Raw genomic sequence first — 16,012 nt, forward strand, 5'->3', positions numbered from 1 at the left:
TATGGTTTATTGATTAGTTATTCCGTTTAAATGATTTTTAAGAGCTTTTTGCCACGTTTCTGCTCCATCCCAATCTGGACCCAAATGAATATCTCCATCTGATAACTGCCTGATATAATATTTAAACATCACATTGTCAGGGATGTTTTCATATTTATAACCCAAAATCTTTTTCAAGTCGTGTTCACTGCCATAGGATGGAATTAAAATAAACTTAAATCCTTTTCTTGCTAAAACATCTTCTTCCTCTCCGGGTTCAGTAAGTTCATATTCAAAAGGATATAGATCCATTATTTTAGCAAGTTCTTCATTAGCTCTTTTTATTGCTTCTTGCTCCTCCGGATCTTCAGAAATATAATGAAATTTTGGAACGGCCAGTTTAAAGCTTTGGAGATTTATATTATAATTATCAAATCTTTTACCTTCAAATGGGTCAGTGTAGTTATAAAATAATGGTTCATCAGGAATTAAGAGATTTTTTCTTTTCTTATCTTGTCTGATAACTTTCCTGGCTAATTTTGAAGATAATCCCTTAATTGACGGATCTGTTTCTATGTAAGTTTTTAAGGGTAGATTCCCAAATAAAAGCTTATCCAAAGGAATTAGTCTGAAATTCCATAAATTTTTATCGAAATATATCCAGGCTATATATCCTATTTCCCGGAGTTCGTAGTATTTCTTAAAATTCTTAAAAAAATCTTTTGTACCTAGCACAGTAGAAAAGCGATAATAGGCTGATAAGTCGACTCCTGCTTCTTTAAGAGGCTCATGAAATTGAGATGCAATCTTAAACCACGACTCTTCAGAATTTCTATCGTCTATTAAAACAATGAGCTGTTCGGACCTGAGATCATCCGGAAAAGGTAAAGAGTTAGTCTCTTTTTGTATGCGTGTAATGTTTGCCTGGTGAAAGCTATACTGAGCCTGCACCGGAGCACACAAAATGATGTAAATTAGCATTGAAAGATAAGATATACGCATATACAATTTTTGAACTTTTATTATTTAACCGAATTTTTCAACCAGCTATTGTAAAATTATGAAAAGATTTCGATTACACATTTTTTTACTTTTTCTATTTACTAATCTCGGTTTTGCCCAAGATATAGAAAAAGAAGTGTTTGATTACTATTCTAAAGTATCAAACCCGGTTGTTATTAACAGACCGAGCGGATCTCACGGTATTGTCGTTTTACACAATATGCTTAGTGAAGCTGTTGATGAAAAACTTGAAGATATCGAAGGAAAAACTTCTCAGCAATATGATATCAGCGCAAACGATCATACGTATCGCGGTCAGAATATTTTTGGCGCAGCTGATGGTAAGTCTAAGGATATTGTTTTAATAACTGTTCCTGTTGATCAGAAATACCAGGAGGTTTATGATAACTCTTTATCAATTGCTTTGGTTAAAGGCTTAATGAAAGAACTTTCAGAAGATAAAGGGAAATTTACCTATGTATTTCTTTTTGCAGATGGAAGTATGTACAATGATTCAGGTTATGAATATTTTTTGAAAAATGGTGACCTGGAGTTTGACAGAATTAAATTTCATATAGCTATTAAAGCAGCTACTATTGATCCTTCAATTAAAAATCACATTTTAGCGACCTATAATCATCCGGGAATTGAGCCCTTTTTACCTGGGTCATCAATGACATTACTTTATGATGGTTCTTCTATCATTAATGAAATTACAGGAAAACCACTTCCTAACTTCCAGGTATATCCAATGCTTCAAAGTAGATCTGAAGAAGGTGTAAAAAACATGATTAGCATTGCTTACCCTCTGATAAAGAATATCATTGATGATATTGATGGGGAGAAAAAAGCACTTGAGGTAGATGAAAGTGTTTTAGCGTCTTCTAATTAATAAGATTTTCATTAAATTGTTGGCAAACTTTAATTTTTAAGAATGTCAACCAAAAAAGTCGGATTAGTATTATCGAGTGGAGGTGCCCGGGGAATTGCCCACATCGGGGTTATCGAAGCGATTGAAGAAGCCGGGATGGAAATCACCGGCATCTCAGGAAGTAGTATTGGTGCTCTGATCGGAGCATATTATTCCAGCGGACATTTAAAAACTTATAAAGACTGGGTTTGCTCGCTCGACCGGGTATCAGTTTTAAGATTAATGGATATCACCCTTAATTCCAGAGGGTTTATGCGTGGAGAAAAAGTATTTCGAGAACTTGAAAAGTTTATTCCCGATGTTAAAATAGAAAACCTTAAAATTCCGGTTTCAATTACAGCTGTTGATTTTCACGGATCCAAAACAAAAGTTTTTTCTACAGGAAGTATGGTGGATGCTTTGAGGGCCACAGTAGCAATTCCAACTGTAGTAACTCCATATCAAATCGATGACATTGAATATATTGACGGCGGGGTACTTAATCCGCTTCCGATCGATTGCCTTCCTCCCGGAGATTATGACTTAATAGTAGCTGTTGATATTAATTCCAGGATTACTTATCATCCACCAAAAGGATTTATACCTGATCCTCCCGAAGAAAGTAAAACGTTAATGATCTTTCAGAAAGCAGTTGCAAAGTGGTATAACAATGCAACAGGAGGAGATAGTTCTCCTAAAGAATCGAAAAAGCCTGCAAAAAAATTAGGAATGCTCGATTTAATGAAGGAGAGCATCGATTTGATGCAAAACCGCATTACTGAACTGACCATCAGTCAATATCCGGTCGATATATTGATCGAAGTTTCCAAAAAGGCAGGTTCAACGTTCGATTTTCACAGGGCGGAAGAATTTATTGCTCATGGTAAAGAGCTTATGTCTGAAAAGCTTGAAGAATATATGAAAAAGGAAGGTCAATTGTATGAATGAGGAAATTAGCTCATTTGGCAATACAGACATTTATTTGCTTGATCAAATATTGAAAGGCAGATTTAAAAGCACTGATAAAATTTTAGATATTGGTTGTGGAGAAGGAAGAAACTTAATCTGGTTTTTAAAAAATTCTTTTGACATACATGGCATAGATGTCAATCCTTCTGCTATTCAAATGCTACGTATATATTCTGCTTCTCTAAATGAAAAATACAGAAATGAAAAAGAGCGGTTTATGATTGGCTCTGCCGGAGATCTGCCTTTTGCCCCACATCAATTCGATGTCATATTACATAGTGCTGTTGCCCACTTTTCAGAAAATAAAAGTCAATTTCTTAACTGGTGGAAAGAAGCGCTAAGAGTATTGAAACCTGATGGAGTTTTTTTATGAGGACAGCCGTCAAATGTTTTATTGATAACGAAGATGAAGATGTGCCTTTTAATTTCATTCCTCAATATAGCCTTATAGAATCATTAGTTTCAAATCATGAACTGATTGAACCTCTTAAGATTGTGGAAGTCCCTGCAAAAAAAGAGAAATGGCGACTATTATTTTTAAAAAAAACCAACTATCACCAAGCTTGTAATATATTCGTAGATTTTGATTTAGCAGATAATTCTTTTTAATCTACTTTTATGCATTATTTTTATGAGGCTAGAATTTTTTAATTAACGGATCCTACTTTTATCAGATGATACGATTCAATTCTCTAAGGACAAGACTTATTGCTAGTTTTTTACTTGCATTCATTTTCAGTTTATTAATATTTATTTTTCTGGTTTGGGGAGACTTCTCTGCCAGAAAAAACATTCAGAACGGAATTGTTGCTACAGAAGAAATTAACTCGAGATTATCTATAGTAAAAAACAGTATTAATGAAGCGATTCCTTTAGCCGTTTTAAACAGAACAATAACATCTAACTCTCAAAGAGATGAGCAGGAGATTCTTAACCAGGCAAAAAACCATATAGTGGCAATTGATTCTTTATGGAAGGATCTTCCCGTTGAAGCACAAAAATATAAAACCTCATTTATTAATATAAAAAATGATTTAAATCAGATCATTACCAAAATTGGCTTGCTGGGTAAGGCCATTGATAACGAAGAGAAAATAGAAAGTAAAATTTCTCAGTTAAGTTTTGAAGCCGACTCACTTACAGGCCTAATTTCGCAGGAAGAGGTTAACTATAAGCTCGATCAGTTGTCTTCAAATATATCTTCTAACCCTGCCTGGTCCGCTTATTATCTGGAAAATATTGTAGAGAAACAAAATCAATTAAATGATGAACTAGAGGAAGTAGCAATCGGGCTCCATGAAATCCGGTTGCAAAAAACAGAAGAAACTCTGACTACTTTAGACAGAAGATTTTATATCGGCGGTTTTCTGACTTTCTTATTTGCAATTTTAGTTTCGGTTTTGACTTTTATCGTCCAAAAGAGTATCAACGGAATTATTGCCAGGATAAATAAACGGGTTAGCGAATTGAGTAAAGGAAATTTACCAAAAACTCGTGCTTCAAGATTAAAAGAAACTTCTGAAATTCATGATTCTATAAATAAGCTTACTGAAAATCTAAAATCTGTTAAATCTTTTGCTTTAGAAGTAGGTCAGGGTCATTTTGATAATTCCATCACAGTTTTTGAAGAGGGTAGTGAATTAGGAGATTCACTTGCTGAGATGAGAGATAGCCTTAAAGTGGTTTCTGATGATGCTGAAAAAAGAAACTGGGCAAACAGGGGATATGCAGAATTTGGGGATATTCTTAGAAAACATTCTGATGATATTAATTTACTTGGACAGGAATTAATCACTTCTCTTGTAAAATACCTGGATATAAACCAGGGCGGAATATTTATAGCTAACGGTGTAGAAGATCAGAATGAAAAAGTCACTTTAAATCTTGTAGGAGCATATGCTTTTGACAGACAAAAGTTTCTTCAGCAGGAAATGATCCCTGGAGAAGGTTTAGTGGGTCAATGTTATCTTGAAAAAAAGGCCATCTACTTAAAGGATATTCCGGATAATTACGCAACCATTAAATCCGGCCTCGGCGGAGCAACACCATCGGCGTTATATATTGTTCCGTTAAAAGTAAACGATATTGTTTACGGCATAATTGAATTGGCCTCTTTTAATGAATTCAAAAAACACGAAATGGATTTCATTGAAAATCTTTCTGAAAATATAGCTTCAGCTATTTCTTCTGTTAAGATAAATCAGAATACGAAAAAGCTCCTAGCCGAATCGCAGGAAATGACTGAGCAAATGCGATCTCAGGAAGAAGAAATGCGTCAAAATATGGAGGAGCTACAAGCGACCCAGGAAGAAATGATGAGGGGATCTCAGGAGATCCAGAAAAAAGAAACCAGGTATAAAAGTACCTTCAATAGCATTGAAGAAGGGATTATTTTACTAGATTCCGAGTATAATACTTTAATGGTAAATAAGGCGGCAACTACTGAATTTCCATTTACTATTGAAGAAGGAATTAATTTTCTAAATAACCTGCCTGCATCATTAGATAAATCGCAGTGGAAAAAATATTTTGACCAGGCGTTTAAAGGAGAAAAACAAACTTTTGATAATAGCATAATAGACGGAAACCCTGATACCAATCACGAATTAAAGATATATCCTATCGAAGTCGAGGGAATTATTGATTCAATCGCCATATATTCCAGAATCCAGGATTCTACTCTAGTTAATGTGAATGGAAAAAAACCGAGTGAGGAGGATATTGAAAAATTAAAAGATATTTATAAGGGGTTAAAAGGAAAATAGTTATTATTCTCCAATAACAGTTACTACTATTTTTCTTGACCCTCCATGATCTCTGTGTTCTGCAAGGTAAACTCCCTGCCATGTGCCGAGATTTAATTTACCTTTTGTAATCGGAATATTTACTGATGACCCAAACAAGCCTGCTTTGATATGAGCAGGCATATCATCCGGACCCTCATAATTATGTATGAAATAAGGTTCATTCTCGGGAACAGCCCGATTTATATAACTTTCAAAATCCACTCGGACATCTGGATCTGCTGATTCGTTAATCAATAAGGAGGCAGAAGTATGCTTGATAAAAATTGTACAAAGCCCTTTATCGAATGGGCAGTCAGTCAATGCATTATCTATTGCATCTGTGATAACATGAAAACCTCTCGATTTTGGTTCTAAAGCTATTTCCTTTTGATATACTCCCATAAATTAATTTATAAACTCATATGCGCCTGCATCAGGGTTTTCATCCCGGGGATTATCCAGGATATCTGTTCCAATTCCTAAAGTAATTCCGAAATCTATTGCCGGACTTTCGCTATCCAGGCTCAGGTTAAAGTCTCCTGCATCAATAAATAGTGGATCAGTTTCGAATAAATTCTCACCACTAAAATATTTTTCATCGATGTCTATTGATCCAAATACCGAAGATGAAAGAACTATATTATTAGACTCCGGCATCAATTCCTGAATAACAATACTGGAGTTAAATGGTGACCACACAATTGAGTTTCGTATTTCAAGTTCTAAAGCCCGGGAAAGAATTTCACCACTTGATAATTCGAGATAATCTGAAAATCCTGTAACCGGGCTACTTGTTGATAGCACACCTGAGCCTGTATTTACAGAGGTATGAATAATAGAAATCGTACCACCGGCAAGAGCAGTTATTCCTTGTTCACCTGCTTCACTAATTACGACATTTTCGAGGTTGAAATCAGTGGTGAAAGAAAGGATACCATGAGAAAGTGAATTTAATATTTCAGTGTTTTTAACAGTAAGGTCAAGAGCGGTTATATCCGGATCTCCTAATCGAAGGCCGAAAGAAGCATTTTTAATTATTACATGATCCAGGATTGATTCCATACTGTTTTCAAGAAGATAAATTCCATCCCACTGACCTGGAACATTTTCATAGATTCCGTCCTGACGACTCTGTGTGAAATGAATCTTTTGCTCCGCAGATCCTATTGCTTGCAGGCTTCCCTTAATTAATAATCTGGCATTATTTCCCATGAAGAATTTTACATCTTCTTCAACAGTTACAGTTACCAGGCTATCTATATATGCATTGTCATTTAAAAATATCCTGCTGCCAGATGTTAAGGTTGTATCATTTCTGAAGATAAAGTCTTGTATAAGTGTAACATCCTGACTATATCCTTCAATAATGACCGAGTTTGCATACAGCGATTCAATGATAATTTCATCGTAAACGGGAACAGGGTCCGAATTTTCTTTTTTAGTATAAAAGGCATTGACCAGGATTTCGAGACTATCTCCACCTAGAACCTCAACATTAGAAAATGCTTTTCCTTTATTCCCTTTTACATATAAACTATATGGGGAATTGTCTCCTTTTTGTAGCCTGATAGAGGGGATTAAAATATTATTTCCTGTTGGATTGACTACTTTATACCTAACCGCTGGAGATTCAACGTTAGTTAAAAGGGTATCAAAAAAAATAGTATCCTGTGAAAAAACCAATGGTTCATTAATTGGCTCAAAAGGAGCATCTTCTTTGATACAGGAAGAAAAAAGCAAAGAAAAAGTCAACAAAGAAAGTAAGAAAAGAAAATTATTCTTCATTACCATCCTGCATTTTTTCAGCATTTTCAGCGATTCTTAGTTCCTCAATAAAATTACCGATCTCACCATCCATAACAGTTGGTAAATTATGAACACTCATATTAATTCTATGATCGGTCACCCTTCCTTGTGGATAATTATAGGTCCTGATTTTGTCACTTCTGTCACCACTTCCTACCATTGATTTTCTCATCCCACCAACTTCATCATTGTGCTTTTTTAACTCAATTTCATAAAGACGGCTTCTAAGAACACCTAGTGCTTTTTCAAAGTTTTTAATCTGAGACTTCTGATCCTGACAAGTAACAACCAGGCCGGTAGGATTGTGAGTTAGTCGGACCGCAGAATAAGTTGTGTTAACAGACTGACCACCGGGACCAGATGAACAGAAGGTGTCCTTTCGAATATCATTCATATCCAGATCAACTTCTACATCGTCCATTTCAGGAAGAACAGCTACAGATGCCGCTGAAGTATGAACCCTACCTTGGGTTTCTGTTGCCGGAACTCGCTGGACACGATGAACACCAGATTCAAATTTGAGTTTGCCGTAAACATCCTCTCCGGAAACGGTGCTTACTATTTCCTTATAACCTCCGGCCGATCCTTCTGTCAGGTCGAGTACACGTAAGTTCCACCCTTCTTTTTCAGCAAACCGCTGGTACATTCTAAATAAATCTCCTGCAAATATTGCAGCTTCGTCACCACCCGTTCCTGCTCTGATTTCCAGAATAGCATCTTTACTGTCGTTGGGATCTTTTGGAATGAGCAGTTTTTTTAATTCGTCCTCTAAATCCTCTTTTTTCGGAGATAATTCATCTATTTCCGATTTTGCCATTTCTCTGAAGTCAGGATCTTTTTCATTTTCGAGGACACTTTTAGCCTCTTTTAAGTTCGCATCAATGAGACAATACTCATCATAGACCTTAACAACCTTTTCAAGATCCTTGTATTCTTTATTTAATGAAGTGAATTTCTTTATATCTGAGGCAATATCAGGCTGGATCAGTAACTGCCCAACCTCTTCAAATCTTTCCTTTATTGCATCAAGTTTATCGATCATATTTAGCTATTTTAACGACCAAAGTTAATAATAAAACGAAATTATCCTCTGAATTTAATTGTATTCATTATTTTTACTGATTGTCAGAATATATATGTGAAGTTAATTATTTTTTTGGTATAATATTTTTATAATTTGTGGGCTATGAAAAAAATCATTTTTTTAATCTGTTTTCTTACAGCAGTACACCTTTCTGCTCAAGATTATAAGTTTCATGCTACTTTTATATATAATTTTACAAAATATATCCAATGGCCCCTTCCTATAGCCAGGGAGACTTTGTGATAGGTGTAGTTGGTGACTGTGAGTTAATCGATTATTTGAATACACTCGCTCAAACCAGGAAAGCCGGTAGTCAGAATTTTAACATTGTTAAGTACAATAGTCCGGGAGAAATAAACAATCCACCACATATTGTATTTATACCTAAGAATCAAAGTTCAAAGTTGCCGGTTGTGTTAGGTAAAGTTGCTACAGGATCTACACTAGTTATTACAGAAGAAGCAGGTTTAGGTGCGCAGGGCAGTGGGATAAACTTTGTATTTGAAGGAGGGAAACCGAGATTTGAATTAAATCTTGATGCAACTAATGCAGCCCGCCTGAAGGTTTCCAGTGAATTACAAAGACTGGCAACTGTTATTTGATTTTTTTAGTAGCTAAAATTTAAATCAGCTCACGTTATGAAAAAGAAACGGATTGGTCTAAGGCTAAAAGTCTTGGGTGGTTTTTTAATTCTCATTTTACTATTTACTATTAATGCTGTATTTACAGTATTAACTGTCAATGAGAATGATAATACCTTGGATCGACTGGCAAATATTGTCAGACCATCTTCTGAAGCTCTCGCTGAATTCGATGATCTTGCTTTAAGAACGAAAATGTACACCACTAACTGGGTATATCTTCAAACGAATACAGCCGATAAGAAAAAGCTCGAATTAATTCATGATTATGAATACAGGGAAATCAAGGAAAAACTTGAGGACCTTGATGATAATTGGGCTCCTCAGGATACAGCAAAATTAGATACGGTTTTTCAAACTTTTGAGCAGGTTCTTCAGATAAGTAAACAAGACATCATGTCTCAGCTGCAAAAATTTACTGATTATGATGATGCAGCATTAAAGTTTACAGCTGAAACAGCTCTAGAATCTCTTATTCCGTTAACTGATTCTTTACAAAATCAGATAGTAGAACTAAGAAAAAGAAAAGAAGCCGAGACTCAGGCAGCTGATGCGGAACTAAGTTCATCTCTCGAACAATTGAAATCGTCATCAATTATTGTAGCGATTGTTTTGATTATAATTGGTATTGCTTCGAGTTTGATCGTTGCAAACTCAATTACTAAACCAGTTAATCATCTAAAAACAGTTATTTCTAAACTCGGAAAAGGAGAAATTCCTGAAACTAACAATATTAATCTCTCAAATGATGAGATCGGTGATATGGCTCTTGCCGTAGAAAATCTTGCCGAAGGATTAAAAGAAACTTCATACTTTGCTGAAAAGATTGGTGATGGTAAATACGATGCGAAGTTTAAGCCCCTTAGTGATAATGATACGTTGGGTAACGCGCTAATCGAAATGCGTGATAATTTGAATCGCGTTGCACAAGAAGATAAAAAGCGTAGTTGGGCTACAGAAGGCCAGGCAATGTTTGGTGAGATACTTAGAACGAATAACGATAATCTCAAAAATCTTAGCGAAGAGATAATTACCAATCTTGTTAAATATCTTAAAGCTAACCAGGGGGGTCTTTTTATTATTAATGATTCGGAAGAAGAGCCTTACCTTGAATTAATGTCTTGTTATGCCTGGGATAAGAAAAAGTATCTCGAGCAAAAAGTATATAAAGGCGATGGTCTGACAGGACAGGCATGGTTAGAAAAAGACAAAGTTTTTATCACTGATGTGCCTGATGAATATATAAGTATTACCTCAGGTCTTGGCGATGCTAACCCGAACAGTATCCTTATTGTTCCTCTACAAATTAATGAAGAGGTTTTTGGTGTGGTTGAAATAGCCAGCTTTAATGTTTTTGATGAGTACGAAATAGAGTTTGTTGAGAAGATCGCTGAAAGTATTGCTTCATCGATCAGTAGTGTAAAAGTGAATGAAAGAACTCAAAAGCTTCTTGAAGAGTCACAAGAGTTGACTGAACAAATGCGATCTCAGGAAGAAGAAATGAGACAAAACATGGAAGAACTACAGGCTACCCAGGAAGAAATGGAGCGTAGCCAGCGTGAAAGGGAAACCAAAGAAAATATCATTAACAATTCTTTGGTCACAATCGAGCTTGACAGTGCTTTTAAATTCAGCAACGTAAATAGATTATTCACGGAAACTCTGGGATACAGCGATTCGGAATTAAGAAACAAGACCTTCCTAAGCCTGGTTGAAAACACTGCAGTTTATGAGCAGATGGTTTCTGATGTGAAACAAGGCATAAGCTGGAGAGGAAATATCCAGTTAAAGAATAAAAATGGAAAGGAGCTTTCCTTTATGGTAATAGCCGGACAGGTTAAAGACCCGATAAGCGGAGAGCAAAAGTATACAATCTATTCTGTTGAAATAAAATAATTTGTATCAATGAAATCATCAGGTGTAGTTTCAATTTTATTTATCGTGGCAACGATGTTATCATGCCAGGTTAATGAAGATGAAAAGAATAAACTATCTGAGGTTCATGATCAAATGGAAAAAAACGAATTGATAAAGATCTCACGAGAGGATATTTATACAAAAGCACAGGAACAATCAATAAAGATAGGTAGTGTTTTAAAGAAAGCAGATCAAAACCTATCAGTAGACTCTCTTGAAGATAAATATAATGCTAAAATAACTTTTATCTCATTCGATGAAATGGATGAGTTCATTGCGGACTCTGACAATACAAAGAAAGAAATAGAGGTGATGGAAGCGTACCTTTATCAATTGAATAATGATGGTGAGTTAAAAGATAATGTTCAGTATATCAATAATGATACTGAATTGACTTATGACTTTCCTGTTAATAATGACTCAGTAAAAGGGGTATGGCATGCCAAAGTAAAAAGGAAAGAGATCATTTTAAACGAAATAAATAACTAGAATTAGCACATTGTTTTCTATAAATAGAAAAGAGCAGTTATCAATTAACTGCTCTTTTTTTATAGGTTTATATTTAACTTAAAATCAGTTTGTGAAATAATCGATTAAGTTGATTCCGAAATATACATCAGAAATTGTCAGAAGGAATATCACACTTAATACAATAGGGCACAGGTAGCAAACACAGAATGATATGTATTTGCTAAGGAATGAACCTCTGAATTTACCAGGGAACCCTTCTTCGATTTCAGCCATAAGGTTTTCCTTTTTCCAAACGTAAGCAGCAAATAAAGTAATTAACAGACCTCCAAGTGGAAGGAATGTATTTGAACTCATGTTTTCAATAAAAGTCATAAAGTCTATCGTCGTTCCAGATGGATAAGTGATAAACTTATTTAATGCAGGAACTGAACCCTGACTTAGCATTGATGGAATTCCAAGAAGGAAAATAAATGCTGCAATGATCCAAACGGCCTTATTTCTTTTAATTTTTAATTCATCTACAAAGAATGAAACAGGAACCTCTAATAGTGATACAGTAGAAGTAAGCGCTGCAAAACTTAATAGAAGGAAGAAAACACTACCTACAATAATTCCCAAAGTAGGTCCAAATGATTCAAATACACCCGGAAGAGTAACAAATATAAGTCCAGGCCCACCATCTACTCCTTCCATCGTACCACCAGTAATGTAAGCCACGAAAGGGAACATCATTAAACCAGCAATAAATGCAATTCCAACATCAGTCATTGTAATAAAGGCAGCAGAACTAACAATGTTATCCTTTTTACCGACATAACTACCATAAGTAATCAATGCTCCCATACCAAGAGAAAGAGAAAAGAATGCCTGACCCAGCGCATTAAGAGCCACTTCGAGAGTGATCTCACTAAAATCAGGTATTAGATAGAAGGAAACTCCCTTCATTGCATTTTCTAAAGTAAATGAATAGGCAACAAGAGATAGTATTAATATAACTAAGACCGGCATCAATATTTTTGAAGCTCTCTCAATACCACCAGAAATACCTTTAGAAACAATAAATGCTGTTGCAAACATAAAAAGGGCACTCCAAATGGATATTAATACAGCATTATTGGTAAAAATTCCAAACTGTTCTCCAATAGAAAAATTACCCTGAACCATTTCTATAAAATAGCCCAAAGCCCAACCGGCAACGACATTATAGAATGAAAGAATAAAAACCCCACTTAGAATTCCCAGAAATCCAACAATTGCCCAGTTTTTGAAACCAAGGCTTTTAAAAGCACCAACAGGGTTTAATTGGGTTTTTCTACCAATTGCTATTTCAGTCAGCATAACAGGGAAGCATAGAATAAAGCAAAAGATCAGGTACATGATCAAAAAGGCTGCTCCACCACCTTCACCAACTTCGAAAGGAAACTTCCAAATGTTTCCCAGACCAACAGCAGAACCAGCTGCTGCTAAAATGAATCCTATCTTACTCGAGAATCCGCTTCTTGTTGCCATTATATTTATTAGGTTTTAGGTTGTTTTCATTAATGTACATAACTACCGGCATTCACATCTATTGATGTTCCGGTGAGGTGATCGGCCTTTCCACTTAAAAGGAAAACGATAGTCGGAGATATATCCCCGGGCTCGGTCAGATTTTTCAAGGCAATGTCATCTAACGCATAATTTTCACCATATTGATCAATAAAATCCTGAGCCATATCCGTCCTTGTGAATCCGGGAGCAATTTCGAATGCCTTAATATCATCTTTACCATATGCTCTGGCAATTGATTTTGTCAGTGAAACTAAAGCTCCTTTTGATGCTCCGTAGGCAAGGTAATCAGGGGTGTCTCCACGATATGCCGCCCTGGAACTAATATTTATGATTCTTCCCCGGAGGAATTACTAAATGTTTCAATTGCTAATTTACACAGATATGCTGTAGCCCTGGTATTGATGGCAAATGTCTTGTCCCAATCTGATAACCACTGGTTATGCTCTTCACTTTTTAAATCTGATGAAAATGCAACACCGGCGTTGTTCACTAAACCGGTAACAGGTTTGATATCGTTTGCCTTATTCCAGGCTAATTTGATCTCTTCAGGGTTAAGAAGATTTATTTTAATGTAATTCAGAGCAGTAGGGTAGTTGTTTTTTAACTTCTCAAGCTCATCCGACAATTTAGTGCTAACTGTAGAAACCCGGGACCCGGAATTCAACAGATCTTTAACGATTGCCAGACCAATTCCCCTGCTTCCTCCGGTTACAAAAATGTGCTGATCTTCTAAATTAAGGTGCATAATTGCCTGAAAAAAAAATTACAATCTGTAAAGTGTTAAAATTTTTAATCTTATTCAAAGAATATTAGTACGAATTTTGCGGTTATCACTTTAGTTAATTTATTCTCTGGGGAATTTTAAAATTAATAGTAAATTCCCTGTTCAATTAATATTACTAAGCTATGAGAAAAACTCAATTATTACTTGTTCTTATTTTTTTAGTATCAGCATTCGAAGGGTTTTCACAAAAGAAATTTCCACAACTTAGCGGAAAGACTGTAGCCAATAAAAATGTATCTATCCCCTCTGATACTAAAGGGAAATTCACACTTGTGGGTCTTGCCTATAGTAAAAAGGCTGAAGATGATTTGAACACATGGTTTCAACCTGTGTATGATCGATTTGTTGCTGATGCCGGAGGAGGCCTTTTCTCTGATTTTATGTATGATATCAATGTATATTTTGTACCGATGTTTACCGGAGTAAAATCTGCTAGCGCAGGGGCTGCCAGAAACAAGGCTGAGAAAGATCTTGATCCGGACCTTCATCCTCATGTGTTATTTTACAAAGGATCACTAAAGGAGTACGAAGAATCATTAAAACTAAAAAACAAGAAGAAGCCATATGTTTTTGTCCTGGATAAAAATGGACGAATCGTTTATGAAACATCAGGACCATGTACTTCGTCTAAGCTAGAAGAAATAGAAAATATTGTTAGTGCGGATTGATATGGCAAAAAGTGAACTGCATATGAGCTTTAATGCTCTTAGAGTTGGAAATCATTATAAGGTAAAAAATTTCGGAGAGGAATATATCTTTGAAGTAACTGAAAGGGTGGGAGAGCAGAATTATAAATGCAAGGATGTAGTTTCGCTGGAAACTTTTGAATTTGATGAAATCATCCGATATGGAAAAGGAAAGGATTTTGATATCGATGAATATAAACCGTATTTAAAATAATTATTGGGGCCCGGAATACTGGGCCTCAATTTTTTTCACTACTTCTTCAACCGCTGGACATACTGCCGTATTTTTCAAAGTCAGATTCAAAATTTGATGTTGCCTTTTTCGATCTGTGTGAGGATATTCTTTACAGGCGGTCGGTCGGCTCTCGTATACTATACATTTATTATCATATCCTAAAAAAGGACACGGAGCTTCATTAAGAACATAATCACCCTCGCTATCCTTATGAAGATAGGTGTCTATAAATTCTCCACGCTTCATTTTAAGTGTTTTAGACAAGCGGTTTATGTCTGCATCATAAAATATTGGACTGGTGGTTTTACAGCAATTTGCACAATCAAGGCAATCGATTGTTTCAAAAGCTTCATCATGATATTGCTTGAAGTCCTGATCAAGTGATTTCGGTTTGCTCTTTTTTAATTTTCTGAAAAGCTGCTTTCTTTCTTTGCTCATTTACACTAAAAACATCACTATAAATGTTCCCAGGATTACAAACCAGGAAACATCCATAAATACCCAGAATGCGTGGAGCAAAGATAGCTTCATTTTTTCAAAAGGATTTGTAAAATAGATTAACTTTTCAACTGGATCTGACAACCGGGTAAGAGAATTGATAAATAATGCGATCATAAAAATGAGGCCGGCGACAATGTGAATTAGGTGAAGCCCGCTTAGTAAATAAAGCAATGTTTCGACTGCCTGTCCATCAAAATAAACCTCATTATTGAAAAGATTCATCCAGGCAAACAATTGTGACACACCAAATAGAGCGGTAAATAGTATTCCAAATCCGAGAAAGCGTTTCAAATTCATGTCATTTTCCTTCTCAAAAATCGGGGAAGCCTTGCTATAAAGTAATGAGAGAAAACCAGAAAGCCAGTACTAATATAAAATGTTATGGGTAAGTTGATTGGTTTAGCGGAGTGTTCGGAGCTAACAAATAATACAATCAGAAGGAAAATAAATATTAAAGAAGATCCAAATATTGAAAGATAGGTAATTGTCTGATATGGATGGAGCGACTCTATCTTTTCAAATGTAGATAGCGCTGAGTTTTTATCCGCATCCGTCTTATAGACTTTACCTTTCATACATATATTACCAATAAATTATTTAATTGTTTCGGCTTAATTAATTTACATCAATTATCTCACCTAAGCATATATGTAATCCATAAAAATTTTTTGTTTTTAAAGTTTTTAGAAA

General features: G+C 35.3%; 19 protein-coding genes. 10 read left to right on the top strand and 9 right to left on the bottom strand.

Going from position 1 to position 16,012, the window contains the following annotated elements; translation table 11 throughout:
• Positions 1-6: 6 nt before the first annotated feature.
• Positions 7-981: a hypothetical protein gene (locus tag DCC35_RS02155; RefSeq protein WP_137089240.1), complete on the bottom strand. Its 975-nt coding sequence runs from the start codon at positions 979-981 to the stop codon at positions 7-9.
• 58 nt (positions 982-1,039) lie between these two features.
• Between DCC35_RS02155 and DCC35_RS02160 the strand changes: the two genes are divergently transcribed.
• The 5 genes from DCC35_RS02160 to DCC35_RS02180 all read left to right on the top strand — a co-directional run bounded on the left by DCC35_RS02160 (position 1,040) and on the right by DCC35_RS02180 (position 5,625).
• Positions 1,040-1,873, top strand: coding sequence for a hypothetical protein (locus tag DCC35_RS02160; protein WP_137089241.1), 834 nt, complete (start codon positions 1,040-1,042; stop codon positions 1,871-1,873).
• Between the two features lie 42 nt (positions 1,874-1,915).
• Positions 1,916-2,839, top strand: a complete 924-nt coding sequence (locus DCC35_RS02165) for a patatin-like phospholipase family protein (RefSeq protein ID WP_137089242.1) — start codon at positions 1,916-1,918, stop codon at positions 2,837-2,839.
• Positions 2,832-3,233 carry a class I SAM-dependent methyltransferase gene (locus tag DCC35_RS02170; RefSeq protein WP_137089243.1) on the top strand — a complete coding sequence of 134 codons (402 nt, stop codon included), beginning with the start codon at positions 2,832-2,834 and terminating at the stop codon, positions 3,231-3,233. Before DCC35_RS02165 ends, DCC35_RS02170 begins: the two co-directional genes overlap by 8 nt.
• Complete coding sequence (locus DCC35_RS02175; protein ID WP_137089244.1) at positions 3,230-3,469, top strand: hypothetical protein; 240 nt, start codon at positions 3,230-3,232, stop codon at positions 3,467-3,469. The genes DCC35_RS02170 and DCC35_RS02175 overlap by 4 nt, the downstream gene beginning before the upstream one ends.
• A gap of 65 nt (positions 3,470-3,534) precedes the next feature.
• On the top strand, positions 3,535-5,625 hold the full coding sequence (locus tag DCC35_RS02180) for a GAF domain-containing protein (protein WP_137089245.1): 2,091 nt from the start codon (positions 3,535-3,537) through the stop codon (positions 5,623-5,625).
• A 3-nt stretch (positions 5,626-5,628) separates the two neighbouring features.
• Here DCC35_RS02180 and DCC35_RS02185 read toward each other — a convergent pair whose 3' ends face one another.
• From DCC35_RS02185 to prfA, 3 genes are read right to left on the bottom strand one after another with little or no spacing between them, the layout of a single operon-like run.
• Entirely contained in the window at positions 5,629-6,048 is a 420-nt protein-coding gene (locus DCC35_RS02185) for a secondary thiamine-phosphate synthase enzyme YjbQ (protein WP_137089246.1), read from the bottom strand.
• Between the two features lie 3 nt (positions 6,049-6,051).
• Positions 6,052-7,431, bottom strand: a complete 1,380-nt coding sequence (locus DCC35_RS02190) for a choice-of-anchor Q domain-containing protein (RefSeq protein WP_137089247.1) — start codon at positions 7,429-7,431, stop codon at positions 6,052-6,054.
• Entirely contained in the window at positions 7,421-8,494 is a 1,074-nt protein-coding gene (prfA, locus tag DCC35_RS02195) for a peptide chain release factor 1 (RefSeq protein WP_137089248.1), read from the bottom strand. Before prfA ends, DCC35_RS02190 begins: the two co-directional genes overlap by 11 nt.
• Before the next feature lie 251 nt (positions 8,495-8,745).
• Here prfA and DCC35_RS02200 point away from each other — a divergent pair, with 251 nt between their 5' ends.
• The 3 genes from DCC35_RS02200 to DCC35_RS02210 are packed head-to-tail and all read left to right on the top strand — an operon-like array spanning position 8,746 to position 11,583.
• Complete coding sequence (locus DCC35_RS02200) at positions 8,746-9,138, top strand: YfiR family protein (RefSeq protein WP_137089249.1); 393 nt, start codon at positions 8,746-8,748, stop codon at positions 9,136-9,138.
• A 36-nt stretch (positions 9,139-9,174) separates the two neighbouring features.
• Complete coding sequence (locus tag DCC35_RS02205) at positions 9,175-11,073, top strand: GAF domain-containing protein (protein ID WP_137089250.1); 1,899 nt, start codon at positions 9,175-9,177, stop codon at positions 11,071-11,073.
• A 9-nt stretch (positions 11,074-11,082) separates the two neighbouring features.
• Positions 11,083-11,583, top strand: coding sequence for a hypothetical protein (locus tag DCC35_RS02210; RefSeq protein ID WP_137089251.1), 501 nt, complete (start codon positions 11,083-11,085; stop codon positions 11,581-11,583).
• An 84-nt stretch (positions 11,584-11,667) separates the two neighbouring features.
• On the opposite strand, the gene DCC35_RS02215 is transcribed toward DCC35_RS02210, so the two are convergent.
• The 3 genes from DCC35_RS02215 to DCC35_RS21665 are packed head-to-tail and all read right to left on the bottom strand — an operon-like array spanning position 11,668 to position 13,861.
• Positions 11,668-13,074: a sodium-dependent transporter gene (locus tag DCC35_RS02215; RefSeq protein ID WP_137089252.1), complete on the bottom strand. Its 1,407-nt coding sequence runs from the start codon at positions 13,072-13,074 to the stop codon at positions 11,668-11,670.
• A 29-nt stretch (positions 13,075-13,103) separates the two neighbouring features.
• Complete coding sequence (locus DCC35_RS21660; protein WP_317129010.1) at positions 13,104-13,448, bottom strand: SDR family NAD(P)-dependent oxidoreductase; 345 nt, start codon at positions 13,446-13,448, stop codon at positions 13,104-13,106.
• Positions 13,442-13,861 (bottom strand): SDR family oxidoreductase, encoded by a 420-nt coding sequence (locus tag DCC35_RS21665; protein ID WP_317128970.1) that lies wholly within the window; start codon positions 13,859-13,861, stop codon positions 13,442-13,444. Before DCC35_RS21665 ends, DCC35_RS21660 begins: the two co-directional genes overlap by 7 nt.
• Positions 13,862-14,022: 161 nt before the next feature.
• On the opposite strand from DCC35_RS21665, the gene DCC35_RS02225 reads away from it, so the two are divergent.
• Positions 14,023-14,568: a hypothetical protein gene (locus tag DCC35_RS02225; protein ID WP_137089253.1), complete on the top strand. Its 546-nt coding sequence runs from the start codon at positions 14,023-14,025 to the stop codon at positions 14,566-14,568.
• A gap of 1 nt (position 14,569) precedes the next feature.
• The gene (locus tag DCC35_RS02230; RefSeq protein WP_137089254.1) at positions 14,570-14,800 is read left to right on the top strand and encodes a hypothetical protein; all 231 of its coding nucleotides are present in this window, start codon (positions 14,570-14,572) and stop codon (positions 14,798-14,800) included.
• Here DCC35_RS02230 and DCC35_RS02235 read toward each other — a convergent pair whose 3' ends face one another.
• Entirely contained in the window at positions 14,801-15,259 is a 459-nt protein-coding gene (locus DCC35_RS02235) for a YkgJ family cysteine cluster protein (protein ID WP_137089255.1), read from the bottom strand.
• Complete coding sequence (locus DCC35_RS02240) at positions 15,260-15,619, bottom strand: hypothetical protein (RefSeq protein ID WP_137089256.1); 360 nt, start codon at positions 15,617-15,619, stop codon at positions 15,260-15,262.
• Positions 15,620-16,012 lie beyond the last annotated feature (393 nt).

This window comes from Mangrovivirga cuniculi (assembly GCF_005166025.1).
Lineage (GTDB): Bacteria > Bacteroidota > Bacteroidia > Cytophagales > Cyclobacteriaceae > Mangrovivirga > Mangrovivirga cuniculi.

Excerpts from the sequence above, each read along its gene's own strand:
- prfA (WP_137089248.1), bottom strand. The coding sequence starts at position 8,494 with ATGATCGATAAACTTGATGCAATAAAGGAAAGATTTGAAGAGGTTGGG.
- DCC35_RS02235 (WP_137089255.1), bottom strand. The coding sequence starts at position 15,259 with ATGAGCAAAGAAAGAAAGCAGCTTTTCAGAAAATTAAAAAAGAGCAAA.
- DCC35_RS02175 (WP_137089244.1), top strand. The coding sequence starts at position 3,230 with ATGAGGACAGCCGTCAAATGTTTTATTGATAACGAAGATGAAGATGTG.
- DCC35_RS02230 (WP_137089254.1), top strand. The coding sequence starts at position 14,570 with ATGGCAAAAAGTGAACTGCATATGAGCTTTAATGCTCTTAGAGTTGGA.
- DCC35_RS21665 (WP_317128970.1), bottom strand. The coding sequence starts at position 13,861 with ATGCACCTTAATTTAGAAGATCAGCACATTTTTGTAACCGGAGGAAGC.
- DCC35_RS02170 (WP_137089243.1), top strand. The coding sequence starts at position 2,832 with ATGAATGAGGAAATTAGCTCATTTGGCAATACAGACATTTATTTGCTT.
- DCC35_RS02240 (WP_137089256.1), bottom strand. The coding sequence starts at position 15,619 with ATGAATTTGAAACGCTTTCTCGGATTTGGAATACTATTTACCGCTCTA.
- DCC35_RS02205 (WP_137089250.1), top strand. The coding sequence starts at position 9,175 with ATGAAAAAGAAACGGATTGGTCTAAGGCTAAAAGTCTTGGGTGGTTTT.
- DCC35_RS02215 (WP_137089252.1), bottom strand. The coding sequence starts at position 13,074 with ATGGCAACAAGAAGCGGATTCTCGAGTAAGATAGGATTCATTTTAGCA.
- DCC35_RS02160 (WP_137089241.1), top strand. The coding sequence starts at position 1,040 with ATGAAAAGATTTCGATTACACATTTTTTTACTTTTTCTATTTACTAAT.
- DCC35_RS02180 (WP_137089245.1), top strand. The coding sequence starts at position 3,535 with ATGATACGATTCAATTCTCTAAGGACAAGACTTATTGCTAGTTTTTTA.
- DCC35_RS02165 (WP_137089242.1), top strand. The coding sequence starts at position 1,916 with ATGTCAACCAAAAAAGTCGGATTAGTATTATCGAGTGGAGGTGCCCGG.
- DCC35_RS02200 (WP_137089249.1), top strand. The coding sequence starts at position 8,746 with ATGGCCCCTTCCTATAGCCAGGGAGACTTTGTGATAGGTGTAGTTGGT.
- DCC35_RS02225 (WP_137089253.1), top strand. The coding sequence starts at position 14,023 with ATGAGAAAAACTCAATTATTACTTGTTCTTATTTTTTTAGTATCAGCA.
- DCC35_RS02210 (WP_137089251.1), top strand. The coding sequence starts at position 11,083 with ATGAAATCATCAGGTGTAGTTTCAATTTTATTTATCGTGGCAACGATG.
- DCC35_RS02155 (WP_137089240.1), bottom strand. The coding sequence starts at position 981 with ATGCGTATATCTTATCTTTCAATGCTAATTTACATCATTTTGTGTGCT.
- DCC35_RS02190 (WP_137089247.1), bottom strand. The coding sequence starts at position 7,431 with ATGAAGAATAATTTTCTTTTCTTACTTTCTTTGTTGACTTTTTCTTTG.
- DCC35_RS02185 (WP_137089246.1), bottom strand. The coding sequence starts at position 6,048 with ATGGGAGTATATCAAAAGGAAATAGCTTTAGAACCAAAATCGAGAGGT.